We start from the raw sequence: 18907 nt of genomic DNA on the forward strand, positions 1-18907 counted from the left end.
GGTTCAAATGATGCCGCGTTGGCGCCAGTCGGCCTGTTGCGCGGGGTCGATACCCAGCTCACCGAGAATCTCGGCGGTATGCTGGCCCAGGGTCGGTGCCGAGTGCGCCACGCGCCCTGGTGTGCTGCCCAACTTGGGCACGATGCCAGGCAAGGTCACCGCGGTGCCGTCGTCCAGACGGCTGTCGAGCAGCATGTCGCGCGCCCGGTAGTGCGGGTCCTGGGCGATGTCGGCGGCGTTGTAGATCTTGCCGGCGGGAATACGCGCCTCGGTCAGGATCGACAGGACTTCATCGAGGCCGAGCCGTGCGGTCCATTGGGAGATGGCGGCGTCGATGCGCTCGACCTGCAACACCCGGCCATCGTTCTGCGCAAGGTCGGGATCGCTCGCCAGGTCACGGCGGCCGATCACCTCCATCAGGCGTTGATAGATGCTGTCACCATTGCCGGCGATCAGGGCAAAGCCACCGTCGCGGCAACGATAGGCGTTGGTCGGCGCGATCCCCGGCAAGCTGCTGCCGGCGGGCTCGCGAATGGCGTTGAACACCGAGTATTCGGGCAACAGGCTTTCCATCATGTTGAACACCGACTCGTACAGCGCCACGTCGACCTGCTGCCCTTGCCCACCGTTCTGCTCGCGGTGACGCAGGGCCAGCAGAACCCCGATCACCCCGTGCAAGGCCGACAACGAGTCGCCAATGGAAACACCGACCCTGACCGGCGTGCGCCCGGGCTCGCCGGAGAGATGGCGCAGCCCGCCCATGGCTTCGCCGATCACGCCAAATCCGGGACGGTCGCGGTAAGGCCCGGTCTGACCATAACCGGAGACCCGGAGCATGATGAGCTTCGGGTTCAGCGCGTGCAGCGTGTCCCAACCCAGCCCCCAACCTTCCAGGGTCCCCGGGCGAAAATTCTCGATCAGCACATCGGCATCCGCCACCAACTGGCGCACCACCTGTTGCGCCTCGGCCTGGCGCAAATCAAGGGTCAGCGAGCGCTTATTACGCGACTGCGCGGCCCACCAGACGGAAGTCCCGTCGTGCAGCAGGCGCCATTTACGCAACGGGTCCCCGGTGACCGGCGGCTCGATCTTGATCACCTGCGCACCGAATTCACCGAGCATTTTCGCCGCAAAGGGCCCGGCAATCAGTTGACCGAGCTCCACGACCTTGACACCTTGCAGAGGTAATTCCATGACGTTTACCGTTCTTGTCGAGTACTTGTGACCTGGATAATCGACAGAAACCGGGCAGATGAAAATTTCATATTTCGCCACTACCCTTTCCTGAATGGAAAGCCTCGGACATCCTTGATGATCAATCCCCTGCATTTCGATCTGTTGTCATTGCGCCTGCTGATCTTCGCCGCCGAGTCCGGCAACCTGACCCGGGCCGCCGAGAAGGCCAACATGACGGTCTCGGCGGCCAGCAAACGCCTGGCCGAACTGGAGCGCACGACCCAGTGCCCGTTGTTCGTGCGCCTGCCGAGGGGACTTGAACTGACAGCGGCGGGACAAGGGATGGTCGAGCACGCCAGGACCATTCTCGAAGGTGTGAACCGCATGGCGTGTGACGCCAGTGATTACGCGGTGGGGGTGCGCGGGCATGTACGCTTGTGCGCCAACACTTCCGCCGTGGTCCAGTTCCTGCCGGATGATCTGGCGCAGTTCCTCCAGGCCAACCCGAACGTGCGTATCGGGCTGGAGGAAGCCCTCAGCGAACCGATCATTCAAGCCGTGGAAAGCGGGCGTGCCGATATCGGTATTTTTGCCGACAACGTACCAGCGGAGGGGCTCTACACCCTGCCCTATCGTGACGACCGCCTGGTGTTGCTGGTGCCCGTCGGCCATGAACTGGCCAATGCGCGTAGCCTGTCCTTCACGGACACGCTCGGTTTCGATTATGTGGCGCTCAACCAGGGCAGCTCGTTGCTGCGTCGCATCACCGACGCCGCCGTGGGTGCGGGCAAGATCCTCAAGGTGCGCATCCAGGTCAGCAGCTTCGACGGTATCTGCCGCATGATCGAAGCCGGCCTGGGTATCGGGATCTTGCCGCTGCAAGCGGTACGCAGCGAATTGCTCGGTACTCGACTGATGGCGGTCGACCTGAGCGATGACTGGGCGCAGCGCACTTTGTTCGTCGGGGTCAAAGATGCGGCGCAACTGGCTCCGGAGGCGGCCAAGTTATTTGAATATCTGAGCAGCGTGCGCGGCTGATATGCACCCCACATACAGCTCGGCGGCGCTCAATCAACAAGAGAGTAGCCGGGATCAAGGGCCGCAACGCGGCCATGGCCAGTCCTTTCTGGCTTCAATGCGTTTGACCATATCCTATAGTGGGGGATAGTATATTTACGCCATTCATTGAGACCCGAGGCTCACCTCATGAGCGAGCATGAACACGAACACAACCATCCCCACGTCCATCAAAGCCATGAAGCGATCATCAAGCGCCTCAAACGGGCGGATGGCCATCTGCGCAGCATCATCACCATGATCGAAGAAGGTCGTGAGTGTGTGGACATCGCCCAGCAGCTGCATGCCGTGGAGAAGGCGGTGTGTCAGGCCAAGCGCACGCTCATCCAGGATCACATCGATCACTGTCTGGAAGACACCGTTTCGGCGCTGAATACCGGCGAGCGCGGACCGCTGGAAGCCTTTAAACAAATCACCAAGTACCTCTAGGTCTGCCATGCCCAACTTAGCTGAACTCTTGCAACAAGGCGGTTCACACGCCTGGCTGTATTTCCCGAGCGCTATCTTGCTTGGCGCTCTGCATGGCCTGGAACCGGGTCATTCAAAAACCATGATGGCCGCCTTCATCATCGCCATCCGGGGCACGCTGAAACAGGCCGTGTTGCTGGGCCTGGCCGCCACGCTTTCGCACACGGCGGTGGTGTGGCTGGTCGCCATCGGCGGCATGTACCTGGGCAAAGGTCTGGATGCCCAAACCACTGAGCCTTACTTTCAGCTCGCCTCCTCCGCGCTGATCATCGCGATTGCGCTCTGGATGCTGTGGCGTACCTGGCACGGCGAGCGGATGGCCAGGTTCGAGCAGGATGATCACCACCATCATGGAGAGCATGACCATGGTCACCATGATGAAACCCATCGAATCGATACTGGCCACGGCCGCATCGAACTGTCGATCTTCGAAGAAGGCATGCCACCGCACTGGCGCTTCAGGACCTTGACCGGCCATGCCTGGTCCGCCTCGGATGTTCGCCTGACGACCATTCGTCCGGACGGTAGCACTCAGTCGTTCGCTTTCGTCGAGCGCGAGGGCTTCCTGGAATCAACGGTCGATATCCCGGAACCGCATGAATTCAACGCTCGCTTGAGTCTTGGACATGCGGGGCACTCCCACGATTACGACCTGGAGTACCAGGAACATGATCACGGGCACGCGCATTCCGAGCTGGAAGGCCTGGAGCTGTCGATTGATGGCTATCAGGATGCGCATGAGCGTGCACACGCCAACGATATCCGTAAGCGCTTCACCAACCGCGAAGTCACCACGGGACAGATCGTCATGTTTGGTCTGACGGGCGGCCTGATTCCATGCCCTGCCGCCATTACCGTCCTGTTGCTGTGCCTCCAGGTTAAAGAGGTGGCGCTGGGCGGCATGCTCGTCCTGTGCTTCAGCATCGGCTTGGCAATCACCCTGGTTGCCGTAGGTGCTGCCGCGGCCATTGGCGCCAGGCAGGCTTCCAACCGCTGGCCCTGGTTGGGCACCGTTGCTCGTCGAGCCCCCTACCTGTCCAGCGTGTTGATCATCGGCGTCGGCCTGTACGTGGGTATCCATGGCTGGATCGGCTTGAACGCATAAGGCGCGCTTGAGTGTTTCAACTCACCCGCTACGTGGCGGCATTCGCTGCCGCCACGTAGCTGCCCATGCAGTCTAGCGCAGCAGGTGCACCGCCAAACCAACGAGTGCGCATGCCAGCAATACCTGAATCACGCCACGCTTGAAGCGAAACAAGGCAATCGCTGCCGCAATCGCGATCAGCGCGGAAGGCCAATCGAGGGTGCCGCCGAACCCCTTGGGCCACAGCACGTGATAGCCGAAGAACACCGCCAGATTGAAAATGACCCCAACCACGGCGGCGGTGATGCCGGTCAGCGGCGCGGTGAACCTGAGTTCGTTTTGAGTCGCCTCCACCAGCGGGCCACCCACGAGAATGAACAGGAACGATGGCAGGAAGGTGAACCAGGTCACCACCGTGGCAGCGAGCGCTCCCGCCAGGAACACCTGATCGGCACTGAACACCTTGGAGACATAGGCGCCGACAAAACCGACGAAAGCCACCACCATGATCAGCGGCCCGGGTGTGGTTTCCCCCAAGGCCAGGCCATCGATCATTTGTGTTGGCGTCAGCCATCCATAGTGGCCGACCGCGCCCTGGTAGACATAAGGCAGCACCGCATAGGCACCACCAAATGTCAGCAGCGCGGCCTTGGTAAAGAACCAGCCCATCTGGGTCAAGGTGCCTTCCCAGCCAAAGAGTGCGGTCAGGATTCCCATGGGTAACGCCCACAACGCAGCGCCCACGAGGACCACCAGAACCAGTTTTACCCCGCTGAATCGGGCATGGTCAGGGGACGGGGTGTCGTCATCGATCAAGGCTGGGCCATAGGATTTCCTGGCCGCGCTGTGCCCCCCGATTCTGAATTTTTCGGGAGCAAGGCGCCCGCCCAGGTAACCGAGCAACGCCGCACTCAGTACGATTAGCGGGAAGGGAACATCAAATGCAAATATCGCCGCGAATGAAGCCGCCGCAATGGCCCACAGCCAACCGCTCTTCAGGGCTCGGGAGCCGATCCGATGAGCCGCCTGCACCACGATGGCCGTGACGGCGGGCTTGATGCCATAGAACAGACCCGCCACCAGCGGTACGTCGCCGAACGCGATATACATCCAGGACAGGGCAATCAGGATGAACAGCGAGGGTAATATGAAGAGCCCCCCGGCAATCACGCCGCCCCAGGTTCTATGCATCAGCCAGCCGATGTAGGTCGCCAGCTGCTGAGCCTCCGGCCCAGGGAGCAGCATGCAGAAGTTGAGGGCATGCAGAAATCGCCGTTCGGATATCCAGCGCCGTTGTTCCACCAACTCCTGGTGCATGATCGAGATCTGCCCCGCCGGTCCGCCAAAGCTGATGAAACCGAGCTTCAACCAGAACCAGAACGCCTCGCGCAGACTGATCGCCTCAGGTCTTGGCAGGTCCTCTTCAAGGATTGACGGGGAAACCTTGCTCATGGGGTTGTTCCTCTTTCACAGACGCTACGAGCAGGCCGTCGAAGATGGCGCTCGCAACCGGCAACGGATGGTCGTCGTGGGTCATGGTTTCACGAAGCCCTGCCCGTTCGAAAGGCAAAAATGTGCCCTCTCACCCAACAGTTCCACGCGCCCCTCCCCCGGTAACCTCAACCTGGATGACCGACGCCCAGGAAATCGGCAATCTGCTGCCACATCGCAATCGGATTGGAATACATGGGGAAGTGCCCACACTGCGCGATGGGCGCCAGCCGCACACCTTCGGCCTGAATGTGCGAAAGGTAGGACAGTGAAGCATTCTGTTCGCCATACATGAACAGGCGCGGGCATTTCAGTCCGAGGAACTTGCCCATCAGGTCGGCGTTATCGGAAAGATCGACCATCGACTGGAAAATCCCGCGCACTGCACCGGCCCGCACCTTATGCCGCAAGCTTGCCGAGTAAAGCGCACTGGCATAGGCCGGCGCCTGTCGGGTACGGGCGATGAACGCCGCGAAGAACGCCTCGGGATCATCCGCCGGATAGTCGACGATCTGACGGCTGAGAAAGCAGTCTTCCGGGGCAATGTTGCCCTCGATATCGACGAAGCTCAGTACCCGCTCCGGGAACTGATGGGCCAGCATCAACGCGGTGAGTCCGCCCATGGAGTGGCCGACCAGATGGAAGCGTTCGATGCCGAAATGCGCCAGCACCTGCAACGCGGTCTGCAACAGAAAGCCAATGGAGATCTTCGACAGATCGGCGCACTGGCTCTCACCGCACCCCGGCGCGTCATAAGCGACAAAGGGATGACCGGCAAAGGCAGCCTGCTGCACGATGTCGGCATAGTCTTCCTTGGTCGAGCCAAAACCATGCAGGAACACAATGGGTGCCAAGGTCCCCTCACGATAAAGGGCGGCGACGTTCAGTTGAACACCCTCTACCGTCAGCGGGAGCTGCGTATGAATGAACGTTTCTGGCGAAGACACGTGAATAACTCCTTGAACGAAAAGGTTGTCGCCCAGACAAGGGCTGCCGACGGCACAGGCGGCAATTTCAAGGGGACCAGCCCGTCTGTAAATGACTGATTCAGGAAGGCTTTCATACGCCAAACCTATCAGCCCGGGAAAACCTCCCGGTCACACCTTGGCCTGAAACCGGGCAATCAACGCCTCCACCAACGGATTGGGCCTGCCTGCGTTCCACGCCACCGCGGTGGTGACAACGTTGAGCTTCTGGCCAAGCGTTCGAAACACAACATTGTCGGGGGCCAGTTTCTTCAGCGACGCCGGTACCAGCGCGATGCCTTGCCCACAGCTGACAAAGGCGATCTGCGAAGCGACAGAACGCACCTCATGCAACACCCGCGGGGAGAAACCGCTGGCCCGGCAGGTTGCAATCAAGTTATCGAAATACACCGGGCTGACTTTTCGCGAGAACATCACCAAGGGCTCGCTGGCCAGGCTCGACAGGCTGATCCGCGTGCGCGAAGCCAACGGGTGATCACTGGGCAGCGCCACCATCAGGCGATCTTCCGTCAACGGCAGCGACTTGATCGAAGCGCCCAGGTCACCGTCCAGACGGGCGAACGCCAGGTCGATATCCCCGGCCTCCAGCGCCGGGACGGCCTCGACACTGTCGATTTCCCGCACCGACACGGTGAGGTGCGGGTATTCGCGCTTCAGTTGCTCGATCAAGCCCGGTAACACATCGAACATGGCCGTCGAGATCGCGCCGATGGTCAATAGGCCCGACTGCCCCGCCACCGCCTCCTCCACAGCCAGTTCCAGGCGTTCCAGTTGCTCGGCGAACTTGCGCACCGCCGGCAGGATCGCGGCCCCGGCCGGGGTCAGTTTCGCCCCACGCCGCGAACGCTCGAAGAGCGTGACCTTGAGCGCCTGCTCCAGGACCTGGATCTGCTCGCTCAGCGGTGGCTGGGACATCCCCAGACGCTTGGCGGCACGGCCGAAATTCTGTTCCTCGGCCACCGCCAGGAACAACCAGAGATGACGAATCAGACGGAAATTGATCATGGCGAATCCATAGGTTCAGCGTATCTAACGCTTCTGTGATTAGTAATATACCTATGGAATAGCCACGCCGACACTGGGCACCTCCGTCACCACAGGGGTTCTCCCATGACCAACCAGAACATGACCCACAAGCGTTTGCTGGAACGCCTGGCGGCGCTGGACACCAACACCGTGTCCGATGCGCTCGATTTCCTCGACCTGCCCGGCGCCACGGTGGGACTGCGCCCGCTGTGGCAGTGCCCGAAAATCGTCGGGCGGGCCAGCACCGTGCTGCTGGCGCCCAAGTCCGGCAGCGCTCCCACCGTGCACCTGATCACCCCGGTGGTCGAGCAGATACACAGCGATGACCGCGTGCTGGTGATTGCCGGCGGTATCGACGGCATTTCCTGCTGGGGCGATATCCTGGCCAATGCCGCGTCCGGCAAGCAGGTACGCGGCACGGTGATCGACGGTTTCAGTCGCGATATCGACGGCAGCGCGGAGATTGGTTATCCGGTCTACGGCCGTGGCGTGACGATGATCAGTGCGCGCAATCGCGTGGTGCAGATCGCCGCCGCCGTGACGATTGACGTGGCCGGTGTCGCTGTCAGCGAGGACGACTATGTCATCGCCGACCACTGCGGCACGGTGTTCGTGCCTTCGGCCCACATCGAGCAGGTGATCGCGCTGGGCGAGCGTATTGCCCGCCGCCAGGACGGCATGGTCGAGGCGGTCCGCAGCGGCCGCTCGGTGGCCGAGGTGATGCACGACACCCAGTTCGAAGCCATCCACGCGGAGCACGCCTGATGAATCTTCAAGACCAGGAACGGGTTCAATGTCTCAACCAGCGCCTGGCCAGCGCGCAACCTTCGGCGACCTACCGGATCATGGACCGGGTGGCGGAACGGCGGGCGCAAGGCGCAACGATCATTTCACTGTGCGCGGGCGAACCCGACTTCGATACCCCCAGGCATGTACGTGAAGCGGCCATCGACGCCATCGAGCACGGCCACACCCGCTACACCCAAGTCGCCGGTGTACGTTCCCTGCGTGAAGCGGTGGCCGCCAAGTTTCGCCGCGAGAACGGACTGGACGTCACCTGGCAGGACACGCTGGTCTGCAACGGCGGCAAACAGGTGATCTACAACGCCCTGGCCGCCACCCTGAACGAGGGCGACCAGGTCATCGTGCCGGCACCCTACTGGGTCAGTTACCCGGAGATGGTGCAACTGTGCGGCGGTGAAGCCAGGATCGTCACCTGCGACGCCGACACGGGCTTCAAGTTGACCGCAGGAGCCCTGGGTGCCGCGATCACAGCGCAGACCCGCTGGCTGATCCTCAACTCGCCCTCCAACCCGACCGGCGCGGTGTACAGCCGGGATGAGCTGCACGCCCTGGCCGACGTGTTGCTGGCCCATCCCCAGGTGCTGGTCCTGGCCGATGACATCTACGAACACCTGATCTTCGATGACCAGGCGTTCCACACCCTGGCCCAGGTGGAGCCACGACTGGCGTCGCGGATCCTGACCATGAACGGTGTGTCCAAGGCGTATGCCATGACCGGCTGGCGCATCGGCTTCGCCACCGGACCACGCTGGTTGCTGGAGGCCATGGAAAAGCTGCAAGGGCAACAGACCTCTGGAGCGAGTTCGGTCTCGCAACAAGCGGCACTCGCCGCACTGGAGGGCCCCAAGGACTTCATCCACGAAAGCCGGGCGGTTTTCCAGCGTCGTCGGGACTTGATGGTAAGACTGCTGAACGACATCCCCGGACTCGAATGCGTGAGCCCGGCCGGTGCGTTCTATGCCTTCGCCTCCTGCGCCGGCCTGATCGGCCGCACCTCCCCGGCCGGGCGGGTGCTGCATGGCGATGAAGAGGTCGCCCACGCCCTGCTTGATGAAGCGGATGTCGCCGTCGTGCACGGCAGCGCGTTCGGGCTCGGCCCCTACATTCGTATCGCCTATGCGCTGGATGATGCCGCCTTGCGCCAGGCCTGCGAAGCTATTCACAGGTTCTGCAGCGCCCTGCGTTGATCAGCTACCGGTAACAACCGATTCAGGCCCTTGAGCTGTCAACCATGAGCTAACCTTCAAGTAGATCAAATCGACACTCCGGGCCAGGCGCCACACGGCTTTGATTTGCATCATCGGGACGATGCCGCGCTCAACGCACACTGGATGCGCCTCGCTTGCGCGAGATGGATGACGCGAGTGGAAACGACTCGTGCAGGAGCTGCGGCATGTGCGCAAAATTCACGCTGTGTGTCGTGCTGGCATGTCTCTGCGGGCTTGCCTGGGGCGCGGACGGCGCCGCACAGAGCGCCGAACCGCGCGTCGCGATCCTCGTTTACCACCGCTTTTCGGAGACGGCGGACGACTCGATGACCGTGCGCATGGGCACCTTCGAGAGCCAGTTGCGCGTCCTGCACGAGCGGGGCTACCAGATCGTCCCGCTGCGTGAGGTGGTCGACTGGCTGCGCGATCCCAATGTGACGCTGCCGCCAAAGCCGGCGGTGATCACGGTGGATGACGGGCATCGTTCGGTATTCGAGAAACTGCTGCCCATCGTGCTGCGCGAGCGCTTTCCGGTCACGCTGTTCATCTACCCGTCGGCGATCTCGAACGCCTCCTATGCGCTGACCTGGGAGCAATTGCGCACCCTGAAACAGACCGGGCTCATCGACATCCAGTCGCACACCTACTGGCATCCCAACTTCAAGGTCGAGCGCAGACAGCGTACACCCGCGGATTTCCAGCAGTTCGTGCGCACTCAACTCGACCATTCGCGCCGCCGTCTCGAGGCGCAAACCGGTGCACCGGTCGACATGCTCGCGTGGCCGTTCGGCATTTACGACGACGAGTTGATCGCGCTCGCCGCCGACGAGCACTACGTGGCCGCCTTTACGCTGGACGCGCGCAAGGCTGACCGCCACTCACGGTTACTCGCACTGCCGCGTTTCCTAATGATCGATGCCTATGGTGCCAACGCGTTCGCGCACCTGCTCGGGGAACCGAACACTCCACCCATGCCCTCGCCAGGAAACCCACAATGACCTTCCGGCGCCCACTGAAGCGATACGCAATCCCGGCACTGCTCGCCATCGCCGCCCTGCTGATAGGTCGAAGCGCCCTCGCCGTCAGCGGTGTCGTACTCGACTCAAGCACGCAGAACCCGGTCGTCGGCGCAATCGTCACGACAACTGCCGAGGTGATCCGTACCGACGAAGACGGGCGATTCGAGACCGCCCAGGCGGTCACGAGCATCGGAGCCCGCGCACCAGGCTATCTGCGCACGGAAGCGACGGTATCCGACGAAACGCCGGTGACGCTGGTGTTGACCCCGTTTCGACCGAAGGCGGTCTATCTGTCGGTGTTCGGCGTCACCAACGCGACGCTGCGCAACAACGCCGTCAGCCTTGCCAACAACGGCTTGATCAATGCCTTGGTGATCGACGTCAAGGGCGATCGTGGCCTGACCGCGTATCGCAGCGTGGCCCGCGAGAAGATCGGCGCGGCGGCCCGGGCGGTCGAGCGCGCGCCCCAGTTACGGGACTTTCCGGCGCTGCTGGCCAGGCTGCATGCACAACACCTGTACCTGATCGCGCGCATCGTGGTGTTCAAGGACGATCCGCTCGCCGATGCGCATCCGGAATGGAGCGTGCACACCGCAGAAGGCGAACCGTTTCGCGATAACGAGAAGCTGCAATGGATGGACCCGTTTTCCCACGACGTCTGGCAGCACAATATCGATGTCGCCGAAGAGGCGGCACGGATGGGCTTCGACGAGATCCAGTTCGACTATGTACGCTTTCCCGACAAGGGTGGGTTGCGCTTTGCCCAGCCGAACACCCGGCGCAACCGGACGGCGGCGATCGTCGGCTTCCTGCAGAACGCACGCACGCGCCTGGCGCCCTACAACGTGTTCGTCTCCGCGGATATCTTCGGCTACGTCAGCTGGAATCTCGACGATACCGCGATCGGCCAGCAACTCGAAACGCTCGGTGCGCCGCTCGACTATATTTCGCCGATGCTCTACCCGTCCGGTTTCGGCTGGGGCCTGCCGGGCTTGAGCGACCCGGTCGCCGATCCCGGCCAGATCATCAGGCGCTCCCTGGCAGAGGCCGTGAAGCGTACCCACCTGCCGGGCGTGCGCTTTCGTCCGTGGCTACAGGCCTTTCGCGATTATGCGTTCGATCATCGCGTGTTTGATGCCACGGCGATCAATGCGCAGATACAGGCCGCCGACGCCGCCGACAGCGATGGATGGATGTTATGGAACCCGCACAATCACTACAACGCCGCCGATTTACCGCAGCACTGATCGGCGTGCTGAAGCACTGGGCGCTGCTGGGCGCCATGGCGACGGCGCAACTTGCCGGTGCCGCCGATCTCGATACGGCGGCGCGCCTGCAGGCCACGCAGATCGTCGAGGGACAGATCGCCGCCGGGCGCATTCCGGGGGCCGTGGTCCTGATCGGGGACGCCACCCACGTGTTCTACCGCGAAGCCTTCGGACTGCGCGCGACCCTCCCGGACCGCGAACCGATGACGCTGAACACCGAGTTCGATCTCGCCTCGCTGACCAAGGTCATCGCCACCACCACGGCGATCATGCAACTGGCCGAAGCCGGCCGCATCGACCTGAACGCCCCCGTTACGCGGTACTGGCCCGCCTTCGCGGCGAACGGCAAGGACGCGGTGACCGTGCATGACCTGCTCGCCCACACCTCAGGGCTACGCCCGGACCTGCTTGCGCGACCCACGCAACCGGGCCGCGAAGGCGTATTGAAGGCGATTGCCGCAGAGCGCCCGCGCAGCGCGCCGGGTGAACGGGTCATCTACAGTGACCTGAATTTCGTGGTGCTCGGCGAACTGGTCGAACGCATCAGCCAGCGTCCGCTCGACGCCTATTGCCAGGCTCACATCTTCGCGCCGCTGGGCATGCGCGACACGCTCTTTCTGCCGGACGCCGGGCGAACGGCACGCACCGCGCCGACGCTCGCCGACAGCAGCCGCGTACGCCGTGGTCAGGTGCACGATCCGACCGCCCAATGGATGGACGGTGTTTCCGGCAACGCCGGGCTGTTTTCCACGGCGGACGACCTCGCCCGCTTCGCCCAGATGCTGCTGAACGACGGACACGCGGGCGCCACACGGATTCTGCAACCGCAGAGCATCGCCGCACTCGCCGCTGCCGCCCCGCCGCTCTCGGCCGTACCCTGGCGCGGTCTCGGCTGGGAACTGGCCGCCCCGTTGGTGTCGAACCATGATCGCCTGCCGCCGATCGGCGTCATCGGCCACACCGGATATACCGGTACGGGGTTGTGGGTCGATCTGGTGACCCATCAGTTCATGGTCATCCTGAGCAACCGCGTGTATCCGCGCGGCGGCGGTGATGCCCGCCCATTGCGTTCGCAGTTGCTCGCGCTGCTGGCAAGCCGGACCCCGCCGATGGGCGCCGCGCAGATCGGCCGGTTGCTGCCGTCGGCGTTGCCGACGCTGCGGGCCGCCGAGCGCCTGCCGACCTCGACTGGCCCGGTACAGGCCGGCATCGACGTGCTTGAAGCTCAGCAGTTCGCTCCGCTTGCCGGCCTGCGCGTGGGCCTGCTCACCAATCGCAGCGGCTTCGACGCCGAGGGCAGGCGCACCGTTGACGTCCTCGCCCACGCGCCAGGTGTCACCCTGGCCGCCTTGTTCTCGCCGGAACATGGGCTGAACACCGACATGGACGAGCGGGTCGGCGACGTGCCCGACCCGGCGACGGGCCTCATCGTACACAGTCTCTACGGCGCGACGCGGCGCTTCCCGAGCGATTCGCTCCGTGGACTGGATGCGCTGGTCTTCGATATCCAGGATGCCGGCGTACGCTTCTTCACCTATGAAACGACACTGGGTTATGCCCTCGAAGCCGCGGCAGCGCGTGGCATCCCGCTGTTTGTGCTGGACCGGCCCGACCCGCTCGGTGCGCAGCGCTTCGGCGGGCCGGTGCTGGACAGCCAACGCGAATCGTTCACCGGCTATTTCCCGGCGCCGCTGGTACCCGGCATGACGCTCGGCGAACTGGCGAATCTGTTCAATCGCAACAAGCACATCGGTGCGGATCTGCGCGTCGTGCCGATGCAGGGGTACCGCCGTGCGATGACGTTTGCCGACACCGGTCTCGGTTGGGTGCCGCCGTCGCCGAACCTGCGCACACTGCCCCAGCTGGACCTGTACCCGGATATCGGTTTGCTCGAAGGCGCGAACCTGAGTGTGGGCCGTGGTACCGCGCATCCGTTCGAGTGGATCGGCGCGCCGTGGATCGACGCGACGCGACTTGCCAACGCGCTGAATGCGCTTGATACGGGCGCGCATTTCGAGGCGGTCGACTTCGTTCCCACCGAGTCAACCTGGCGCGGCAGGCTCTGTCATGGCGTGAGCATCACGCGCGACACGACATCCCTACCCCACCCCGTCGCCAGCCTGGGCTTGACGCTGCTCGCCACCCTGCACGCGCTCTATCCCGACACCTTCGATCTGGCGGCGACCCGCGCGTCAGTCGGCTCGCAGGCCGTGTGGCAAGCGATTCACGACGGCGCGACGGCTGATGCGGCGCAGGCGCTCGATGCCACAGCGCTGGAGCACTTCGCGCAACTGCGGCAGGAGAGCTTGTACTACTGACCTCGGCGACGCCGGAGGCGTTTATCCGTCACCGCCGAGGTCCGGGCTGAAACCAAGGCCCGGCCTTTGGAAGCACTCAAGGCGTCAAAATCACCGACCCCGTCACCCGCCGCGCCGCGATGTCCTCATGGGCACGGCCAACCTCGCGAAGCGGGTATCGCGTGATGGGGAGTTGACCGAAGATGCCGTCCTGCAGGGCAGCAAAGAGATCCCGGCTCGCAGTATCCAGAATCGCGCGACTGTTCACCACCTGGCCGGTGACGGGCTGGACATAACGAATGGCGCGCGCCGCCAGGGCCGCCTTGTCGACCTTCGCGGGTCCCGACGCGTTGCCCAGGTGCACGAGGTCACCCCCGTCGCGAACCGACGCCACCGATGCGGCGAAAGTCGTCGCGCCGACAAGCTCGTAGACGACATCGACACCGTGACCGCCATTCAACGCCCTCACCTTGGCGACCAGATCCGCATCGTTGACGTCGAGCACATGTTCGATGCCACGCTCGCGGACAGCCTTCATCTTGTGGGGGCTCCCAACCGTTGCGATGACCTTCGCACCGAGTGCTTGCGCCCACAATGCAACGAGTGACCCTACGCCGCCCGCCGCGGCGTGAACCAGCACGGTCTCGCCCGGTTTCACGACATGGACTTGCTTGACCAATGCCCACGCGCTCAAGCCCTTGGTGAAGATCGCAGCAGACTGCTCGCTCGACACCCCCGCCGGCAGCTTCACCAGAGCCTCGGCCTCGACGAGGCGTTCGTCGGCGTAGGCACCCAGCGCAAACCAATAGCCGACCCGATCCCCGACCTTCACATGGGTGACACCTGCGCCAACGGCCTCGATGACACCCGCGCCCTCCACGCCGGGGGTGAAGGGAAGCGGCACCGGGAAGGTACCGTCTCGAAACATCGTATCGACAAAGTTGACGCCAACGGCTTCCTGCTTGAGCCGCACTTGACCCGCACCGGGTTCGCCAACTTCGACGTTCTCATGCTGCAGGACCGAGGGGGCTCCGGTTTTAGAAATACGAATATGCTGTGCCATGACTTTTCTCGCATTCAATGAAGGTTGGAATGCCGGCCAAGCCGGGCATCGATCTTTCATCCCGCTCTTGCGTTCCAGAGCGCGCCAGCGGGTATGGCACTGATCTTATTGTCTTCAACCATACTGATAAATGTCAGCTTTGGCGCACCAGTGTTCCTGTTTAGGTGATAATGAGCAGCCCCCCCATGAACTGATTCGAGAGATGCCATGGACCAACTGAGCGCCGTTCGCGCCTTCATACGTGTGGTGGAAACCGGCAGCTTCACCAAGGCGGCGGATTCGCTGGAACTGCCACGCAACACGGTGACGAAATTGGTCCAGGTGCTCGAGGCGCACCTGCAAGTCAAGCTGTTGAATCGGACAACCAGGCGCGTCGCATTGACCAGCGAGGGGGCGGCGTATCAGGAACGCATGTCACGCATCCTGGAGCAGTGGCAGGAAGCGGAAGCAGACCTGACCAGTGCTCGACGGCGCCCCCGCGGTCGACTACGGGTCGACATGGGCTCGATGATCGCCACCCAGTTGGTGATTCCTGCGCTGCCGGCATTCCACGAGCGCTACCCTGAGTTGCAGTTGGACATTGGCGCCAGTGATCGGCCGATCGACCTGATCAACGACCGGGTCGATTGCGCCGTGCGCGCCGGCAATGTCACGGATCCCTCGCTGGTCGTACGCCCTCTCGGTGATCTGCCGTTTGTCCTGTGCGCGACCCAGCAGTATCTGAAAAAGCACGGGACGCCTGAGTTCCCGGCGGATCTGGAGGTCGGACACACCTTGGTCCGCTACGTCTATGCCGGTTCCGGGCGTAAATCGCCGATCGTGCTCAACGCCGATGCGCAGCAGATCACCGTGCAGGGCCACTATCTCGTGTCGGTCAATGACGGGAATGCCGCGCTGGCAGCCGGACTCGCCGGGCTCGGCATCCTGCATACCCTGCGTCTTGTCGCCCAGCCTCATATCGACGCGGGTACCTTGGTCCCGTTGCTGACCGACTGGCCGACCGATTCGGTGCCCATTTCGATCATCTACACGCCGAACCGGCACTTGAGCGCACGTCTACGGGTTTTCGTCGATTGGATGGTGCAGCTGTTCGAGGCGCTTCCGGAAGAGCAACGGGCGACCCGACCGATCCATGCCCCCCGCACATAGGCTGAATCGATCACTGGCCATCGGTGTGTGTTTGGACATATTTCGCGGGCGCCAGGCCGACCATCCGAGTGAAGTCTCTGATGAAGTGTGCCTGATCAAAATAACCCAGCTTGAGCGCGAGCTCTGTCCCCGGCCTGGCTTCACCGCTCTGCAGCAGGGCCAGCGCTTCATGCAACCGGTATCGGGCAATCACCCACTTCGGACTGACACCCACGTAGTGTGCAAACAAGCGTTGTAACTGCCGCTCGCTGAAACCGGACAGCTCACTGAGCTGTGCCACCGTAGTCAGGCCATTGTTTGACGCGACTTGGGCGATGAGGTCATTGAGCCGTTGTACACGCTCATCGGGTTGCGGCAGGCAGGCACAGAGCAACGCTTCCGACTGCTCGCACAGGCTGGCCATCCCCGGACATTCGAGGTGCTCGGCCAACCTGTCGATCAGCGCCCCGAAGACCTCGGAGGCCGGGATCGATAGATTAGCCAGGCGGCTGACCGGTCCACCCAGAAAAGGTTGGAATGCGGCGGGACGAAACTTGATGCCAAACGCCCAGTCGTTACCGGACAGCGTCTTGCTGAAACGGGAGCGACGAGGTCCCCATACATGGGCCTGACCCCTTTCCACAACGAGATGCACATTGGGGTGAGGCAGGGTTTCCTGTTGCTGTGCCGGCTGATCATCAAGATTCCAGCTGACATGCCAATAATGTTCGACCCATTCCGCCAGCTGGCCTGATGGTGCCTCGCGAAGGTGAGTGAACTGCGGCCCCTTCAATCGTTGATTAAGGACGCCTCGGGCGGGCTCCGAGATAGCAGTCGCTGCCGGTCGTGTTTTTCCAATCATCTTCGGTTGCCATCTGCTCCAATGCAAATCAGGGACAGGTCCTACTGTGTGGACCGGTCAAACAGGCCGCTGATCCCGACAGAGGCTGACTGTAAACAGTCGAGGGATTGGCGTCGACAACAACAGGGTCCGGTTCAGCATGACCTGGACTTTTCATGGGGATGACAGCATGCAAGCCGAGGGAACGTTCGACGTCCAACTACCCAGCCACTCCGTTGCGCCAGGTACCGAGGCCGCTCAACTGAGTAGAAAGGCCATACACAAAACGTTTCAGGGGGACCTGGAGGCTCATAGTCTGGGAGAGATGCTTGCCTCCCTCTCGACAACCCCGGGATCGGCCGGCTATGTGGCGATGGAGCGGGTCGAGGGCCATCTGGCGGGAAGGCCAGGCAGCTTTGTGTTGATGCATTGGGGGATTATGGACAGAGGCCAGCGAACACTGACCGTTCAGGTCGTACCTGATTCGGGTACCGGTGAGTTGGAGGGACTCAGCGGTACGATGGAAATAGATATTCGGGATGGGCAGCACTACTATCTGTTCAACTATCAACTCATGCCAGCGCGCTGAATAGTCATGAAGCTGAAACGCATAATCCTGATATCGGCCATCACCGTATTGACGTTACCCGCCGCCGTGCTGGCGTTCGTGAAACCGCTCCGAGTCGTTGCCCCCTTGATCATTCCGGAAGTCACTTGCCCACTGCCGAATATCTGCACGGACAGCGTTGCGCAATTGGGCGACGCCCAACGACTGTACGACGAAGGATATGCAGCGGCCGCCACTGCCGTCGGGCCATTTCGAAGCGTCCCTCGTGTCGTGTTTTGCACGACTGATGCCTGCGCTGAATCCTTTGGACTTGGACAACGCGCGGCAGCCGCCGTTGGGAATGTGGGTTTGATCGTCGCCCCTCGCGGTTGGAAAGCGTTCTATCTGGCTCACGAACTGATCCACTATCGACAGGCGGAAACGCTCGGAAACCTGGCAGTCGCCACCCAGCCAAAATGGCTGATCGAAGGCATGGCGTACTCACTGAGCGGCGACCCTCGTCATCCGCTGGGTCCCCCCTTCGAACAATGGCGCTCCCAATTCGAAGCCTGGCATGCCAATCTAGGCGTGCAGGACATCTGGGATGCGGCGCGCGGCGTGCACTGAAAAAACCAGAGGGCCTGTAAGCGCAGGTCATTCCGGTTACTTGGTGACGTGATCAATCAGCCAACGCTGTTTCAGCTGTTGCAGGCGCCCGTCACGGCTCATCTCATCGAGCGCGCTTTGCCAGCGTGCAACCAGGCGAGCGTCCGTCTGCGGGGAGAAGGCGATATAGGCGCCCTGCGTCATCAGTGGCAATTGGTAGTGCAGTGCGTTGGGCTCAAGTCCAACCTCGCGAGCCAGTGTGGCGACGGTGAGCGTATCCGCGACGATCAGATCCGCTCGCTCCAGACGTAGCAACTTCATCATCTGCTCTGGGGTGTCCACGCCATACAGATTTTTCATCCCCTGCTTTTTCAGGTAATCGTAGGCCAGCCATTTACGCGGCACTGCGATCCGGTCGACAGCGCCGGCTTGTTGCAGGTTGAGCACTGGCTGCGCCTTTGCGGAGCCTGCATAGAGTGCCGTTTCAACCTCCATCAATGGGCCGACCCACAGGTAGTGAGACTCGCGCTCGGCAGTACGCAACACGGTAAAGACCGCCGTATCCGAGTCAGTGCCGGCGACTTGCAAGGCTCGAAGCAAGGGGGCTTGCTCAATACGCACTTGATCGCCCGCGCTTTGTGCCAGGGTGCGCACCACGTCAACGCCGAACCCCACCAGCTCATTACCCTGCTGGAAATTCAGGGGCGGATGGTTATCGGTCAGCATGCGCAGATCGGCTGCGGTAGCCGAGAAAGCAAGGAAAGACAGCACGCAACCGAACAGCAACCTCATGAAGCCACCTCAACGTAATGGTCCGT

Annotated in this window: 18 protein-coding genes; 11 read left to right on the top strand and 7 right to left on the bottom strand. The window is 62.4% G+C overall.

Annotated features, from left to right (window positions below):
* Window positions 1–3 precede the first annotated feature (3 nt).
* Window positions 4–1194, bottom strand: coding sequence for a CoA transferase (locus tag NUH87_RS04105; RefSeq protein ID WP_338524859.1), 1191 nt, complete (start codon window positions 1192–1194; stop codon window positions 4–6).
* A gap of 117 nt (window positions 1195–1311) precedes the next feature.
* Between NUH87_RS04105 and NUH87_RS04110 the strand changes: the two genes are divergently transcribed.
* The 3 genes from NUH87_RS04110 to NUH87_RS04120 all read left to right on the top strand — a co-directional run bounded on the left by NUH87_RS04110 (window position 1312) and on the right by NUH87_RS04120 (window position 3826).
* The gene (locus NUH87_RS04110) at window positions 1312–2214 is read left to right on the top strand and encodes a LysR family transcriptional regulator (RefSeq protein WP_338524861.1); all 903 of its coding nucleotides are present in this window, start codon (window positions 1312–1314) and stop codon (window positions 2212–2214) included.
* 168 nt (window positions 2215–2382) lie between these two features.
* Window positions 2383–2682 (top strand): metal-sensing transcriptional repressor, encoded by a 300-nt coding sequence (locus NUH87_RS04115; protein WP_338524863.1) that lies wholly within the window; start codon window positions 2383–2385, stop codon window positions 2680–2682.
* A 7-nt stretch (window positions 2683–2689) separates the two neighbouring features.
* Window positions 2690–3826: a nickel/cobalt efflux protein RcnA gene (locus NUH87_RS04120; RefSeq protein WP_338524865.1), complete on the top strand. Its 1137-nt coding sequence runs from the start codon at window positions 2690–2692 to the stop codon at window positions 3824–3826.
* A gap of 72 nt (window positions 3827–3898) precedes the next feature.
* Here the strand turns inward: NUH87_RS04120 and chrA are convergent, their stop codons facing one another.
* From chrA to NUH87_RS04135, 3 genes are all read right to left on the bottom strand, one after another.
* Window positions 3899–5257 (bottom strand): chromate efflux transporter, encoded by a 1359-nt coding sequence (chrA, locus tag NUH87_RS04125; RefSeq protein ID WP_338524867.1) that lies wholly within the window; start codon window positions 5255–5257, stop codon window positions 3899–3901.
* Window positions 5258–5424: 167 nt separating this feature from the next.
* Window positions 5425–6243: an alpha/beta hydrolase gene (locus NUH87_RS04130; protein ID WP_338524869.1), complete on the bottom strand. Its 819-nt coding sequence runs from the start codon at window positions 6241–6243 to the stop codon at window positions 5425–5427.
* 150 nt (window positions 6244–6393) lie between these two features.
* Window positions 6394–7287: a LysR family transcriptional regulator gene (locus NUH87_RS04135; RefSeq protein ID WP_338524871.1), complete on the bottom strand. Its 894-nt coding sequence runs from the start codon at window positions 7285–7287 to the stop codon at window positions 6394–6396.
* A 120-nt stretch (window positions 7288–7407) separates the two neighbouring features.
* Between NUH87_RS04135 and NUH87_RS04140 the strand changes: the two genes are divergently transcribed.
* From NUH87_RS04140 to NUH87_RS04160, 5 genes are all read left to right on the top strand, one after another.
* On the top strand, window positions 7408–8073 hold the full coding sequence (locus tag NUH87_RS04140) for an RraA family protein (protein WP_338526721.1): 666 nt from the start codon (window positions 7408–7410) through the stop codon (window positions 8071–8073).
* Window positions 8073–9299: a pyridoxal phosphate-dependent aminotransferase gene (locus NUH87_RS04145; RefSeq protein WP_338524873.1), complete on the top strand. Its 1227-nt coding sequence runs from the start codon at window positions 8073–8075 to the stop codon at window positions 9297–9299. Before NUH87_RS04140 ends, NUH87_RS04145 begins: the two co-directional genes overlap by 1 nt.
* A gap of 206 nt (window positions 9300–9505) precedes the next feature.
* Window positions 9506–10318 (top strand): polysaccharide deacetylase family protein, encoded by an 813-nt coding sequence (locus tag NUH87_RS04150; RefSeq protein WP_338524874.1) that lies wholly within the window; start codon window positions 9506–9508, stop codon window positions 10316–10318.
* A complete protein-coding gene (locus NUH87_RS04155) occupies window positions 10315–11586 on the top strand; it encodes a putative glycoside hydrolase (protein WP_338524875.1) in 1272 nt (423 codons plus the stop codon). The genes NUH87_RS04150 and NUH87_RS04155 overlap by 4 nt, the downstream gene beginning before the upstream one ends.
* Complete coding sequence (locus NUH87_RS04160) at window positions 11538–13925, top strand: exo-beta-N-acetylmuramidase NamZ domain-containing protein (protein WP_338524876.1); 2388 nt, start codon at window positions 11538–11540, stop codon at window positions 13923–13925. The genes NUH87_RS04155 and NUH87_RS04160 overlap by 49 nt, the downstream gene beginning before the upstream one ends.
* A gap of 76 nt (window positions 13926–14001) precedes the next feature.
* On the opposite strand, the gene NUH87_RS04165 is transcribed toward NUH87_RS04160, so the two are convergent.
* The gene (locus NUH87_RS04165; RefSeq protein WP_338524877.1) at window positions 14002–14967 is read right to left on the bottom strand and encodes a quinone oxidoreductase; all 966 of its coding nucleotides are present in this window, start codon (window positions 14965–14967) and stop codon (window positions 14002–14004) included.
* Window positions 14968–15174: 207 nt separating this feature from the next.
* Here NUH87_RS04165 and NUH87_RS04170 point away from each other — a divergent pair, with 207 nt between their 5' ends.
* Entirely contained in the window at window positions 15175–16116 is a 942-nt protein-coding gene (locus tag NUH87_RS04170) for a LysR family transcriptional regulator (RefSeq protein WP_338524878.1), read from the top strand.
* Between the two features lie 10 nt (window positions 16117–16126).
* Here NUH87_RS04170 and NUH87_RS04175 read toward each other — a convergent pair whose 3' ends face one another.
* Window positions 16127–16957 (bottom strand): helix-turn-helix domain-containing protein, encoded by an 831-nt coding sequence (locus NUH87_RS04175; protein WP_338524879.1) that lies wholly within the window; start codon window positions 16955–16957, stop codon window positions 16127–16129.
* A 139-nt stretch (window positions 16958–17096) separates the two neighbouring features.
* Between NUH87_RS04175 and NUH87_RS04180 the strand changes: the two genes are divergently transcribed.
* Complete coding sequence (locus tag NUH87_RS04180; RefSeq protein WP_338524881.1) at window positions 17097–17525, top strand: DUF3224 domain-containing protein; 429 nt, start codon at window positions 17097–17099, stop codon at window positions 17523–17525.
* Between the two features lie 6 nt (window positions 17526–17531).
* Window positions 17532–18110, top strand: coding sequence for a hypothetical protein (locus NUH87_RS04185; protein WP_338524882.1), 579 nt, complete (start codon window positions 17532–17534; stop codon window positions 18108–18110).
* Window positions 18111–18146: 36 nt separating this feature from the next.
* Here the strand turns inward: NUH87_RS04185 and NUH87_RS04190 are convergent, their stop codons facing one another.
* Entirely contained in the window at window positions 18147–18881 is a 735-nt protein-coding gene (locus NUH87_RS04190; RefSeq protein ID WP_338524884.1) for a substrate-binding periplasmic protein, read from the bottom strand.
* Window positions 18882–18907: the final 26 nt, after the last annotated feature.

This window comes from Pseudomonas batumici, assembly GCF_036585405.1.
In the GTDB taxonomy this organism is placed as follows: domain Bacteria; phylum Pseudomonadota; class Gammaproteobacteria; order Pseudomonadales; family Pseudomonadaceae; genus Aquipseudomonas; species Aquipseudomonas batumici.

Coding starts and splice junctions, on each gene's coding strand:
- NUH87_RS04105 (WP_338524859.1), bottom strand. CDS start 1,194: ATGGAATTACCTCTGCAAGGTGTCAAGGTCGTGGAGCTCGGTCAACTG.
- NUH87_RS04110 (WP_338524861.1), top strand. CDS start 1,312: ATGATCAATCCCCTGCATTTCGATCTGTTGTCATTGCGCCTGCTGATC.
- NUH87_RS04115 (WP_338524863.1), top strand. CDS start 2,383: ATGAGCGAGCATGAACACGAACACAACCATCCCCACGTCCATCAAAGC.
- NUH87_RS04120 (WP_338524865.1), top strand. CDS start 2,690: ATGCCCAACTTAGCTGAACTCTTGCAACAAGGCGGTTCACACGCCTGG.
- chrA (WP_338524867.1), bottom strand. CDS start 5,257: ATGAGCAAGGTTTCCCCGTCAATCCTTGAAGAGGACCTGCCAAGACCT.
- NUH87_RS04135 (WP_338524871.1), bottom strand. CDS start 7,287: ATGATCAATTTCCGTCTGATTCGTCATCTCTGGTTGTTCCTGGCGGTG.
- NUH87_RS04140 (WP_338526721.1), top strand. CDS start 7,408: ATGACCCACAAGCGTTTGCTGGAACGCCTGGCGGCGCTGGACACCAAC.
- NUH87_RS04145 (WP_338524873.1), top strand. CDS start 8,073: ATGAATCTTCAAGACCAGGAACGGGTTCAATGTCTCAACCAGCGCCTG.
- NUH87_RS04150 (WP_338524874.1), top strand. CDS start 9,506: ATGTGCGCAAAATTCACGCTGTGTGTCGTGCTGGCATGTCTCTGCGGG.
- NUH87_RS04155 (WP_338524875.1), top strand. CDS start 10,315: ATGACCTTCCGGCGCCCACTGAAGCGATACGCAATCCCGGCACTGCTC.
- NUH87_RS04160 (WP_338524876.1), top strand. CDS start 11,538: ATGGAACCCGCACAATCACTACAACGCCGCCGATTTACCGCAGCACTG.
- NUH87_RS04165 (WP_338524877.1), bottom strand. CDS start 14,967: ATGGCACAGCATATTCGTATTTCTAAAACCGGAGCCCCCTCGGTCCTG.
- NUH87_RS04170 (WP_338524878.1), top strand. CDS start 15,175: ATGGACCAACTGAGCGCCGTTCGCGCCTTCATACGTGTGGTGGAAACC.
- NUH87_RS04175 (WP_338524879.1), bottom strand. CDS start 16,957: ATGATTGGAAAAACACGACCGGCAGCGACTGCTATCTCGGAGCCCGCC.
- NUH87_RS04180 (WP_338524881.1), top strand. CDS start 17,097: ATGACCTGGACTTTTCATGGGGATGACAGCATGCAAGCCGAGGGAACG.
- NUH87_RS04185 (WP_338524882.1), top strand. CDS start 17,532: ATGAAGCTGAAACGCATAATCCTGATATCGGCCATCACCGTATTGACG.
- NUH87_RS04190 (WP_338524884.1), bottom strand. CDS start 18,881: ATGAGGTTGCTGTTCGGTTGCGTGCTGTCTTTCCTTGCTTTCTCGGCT.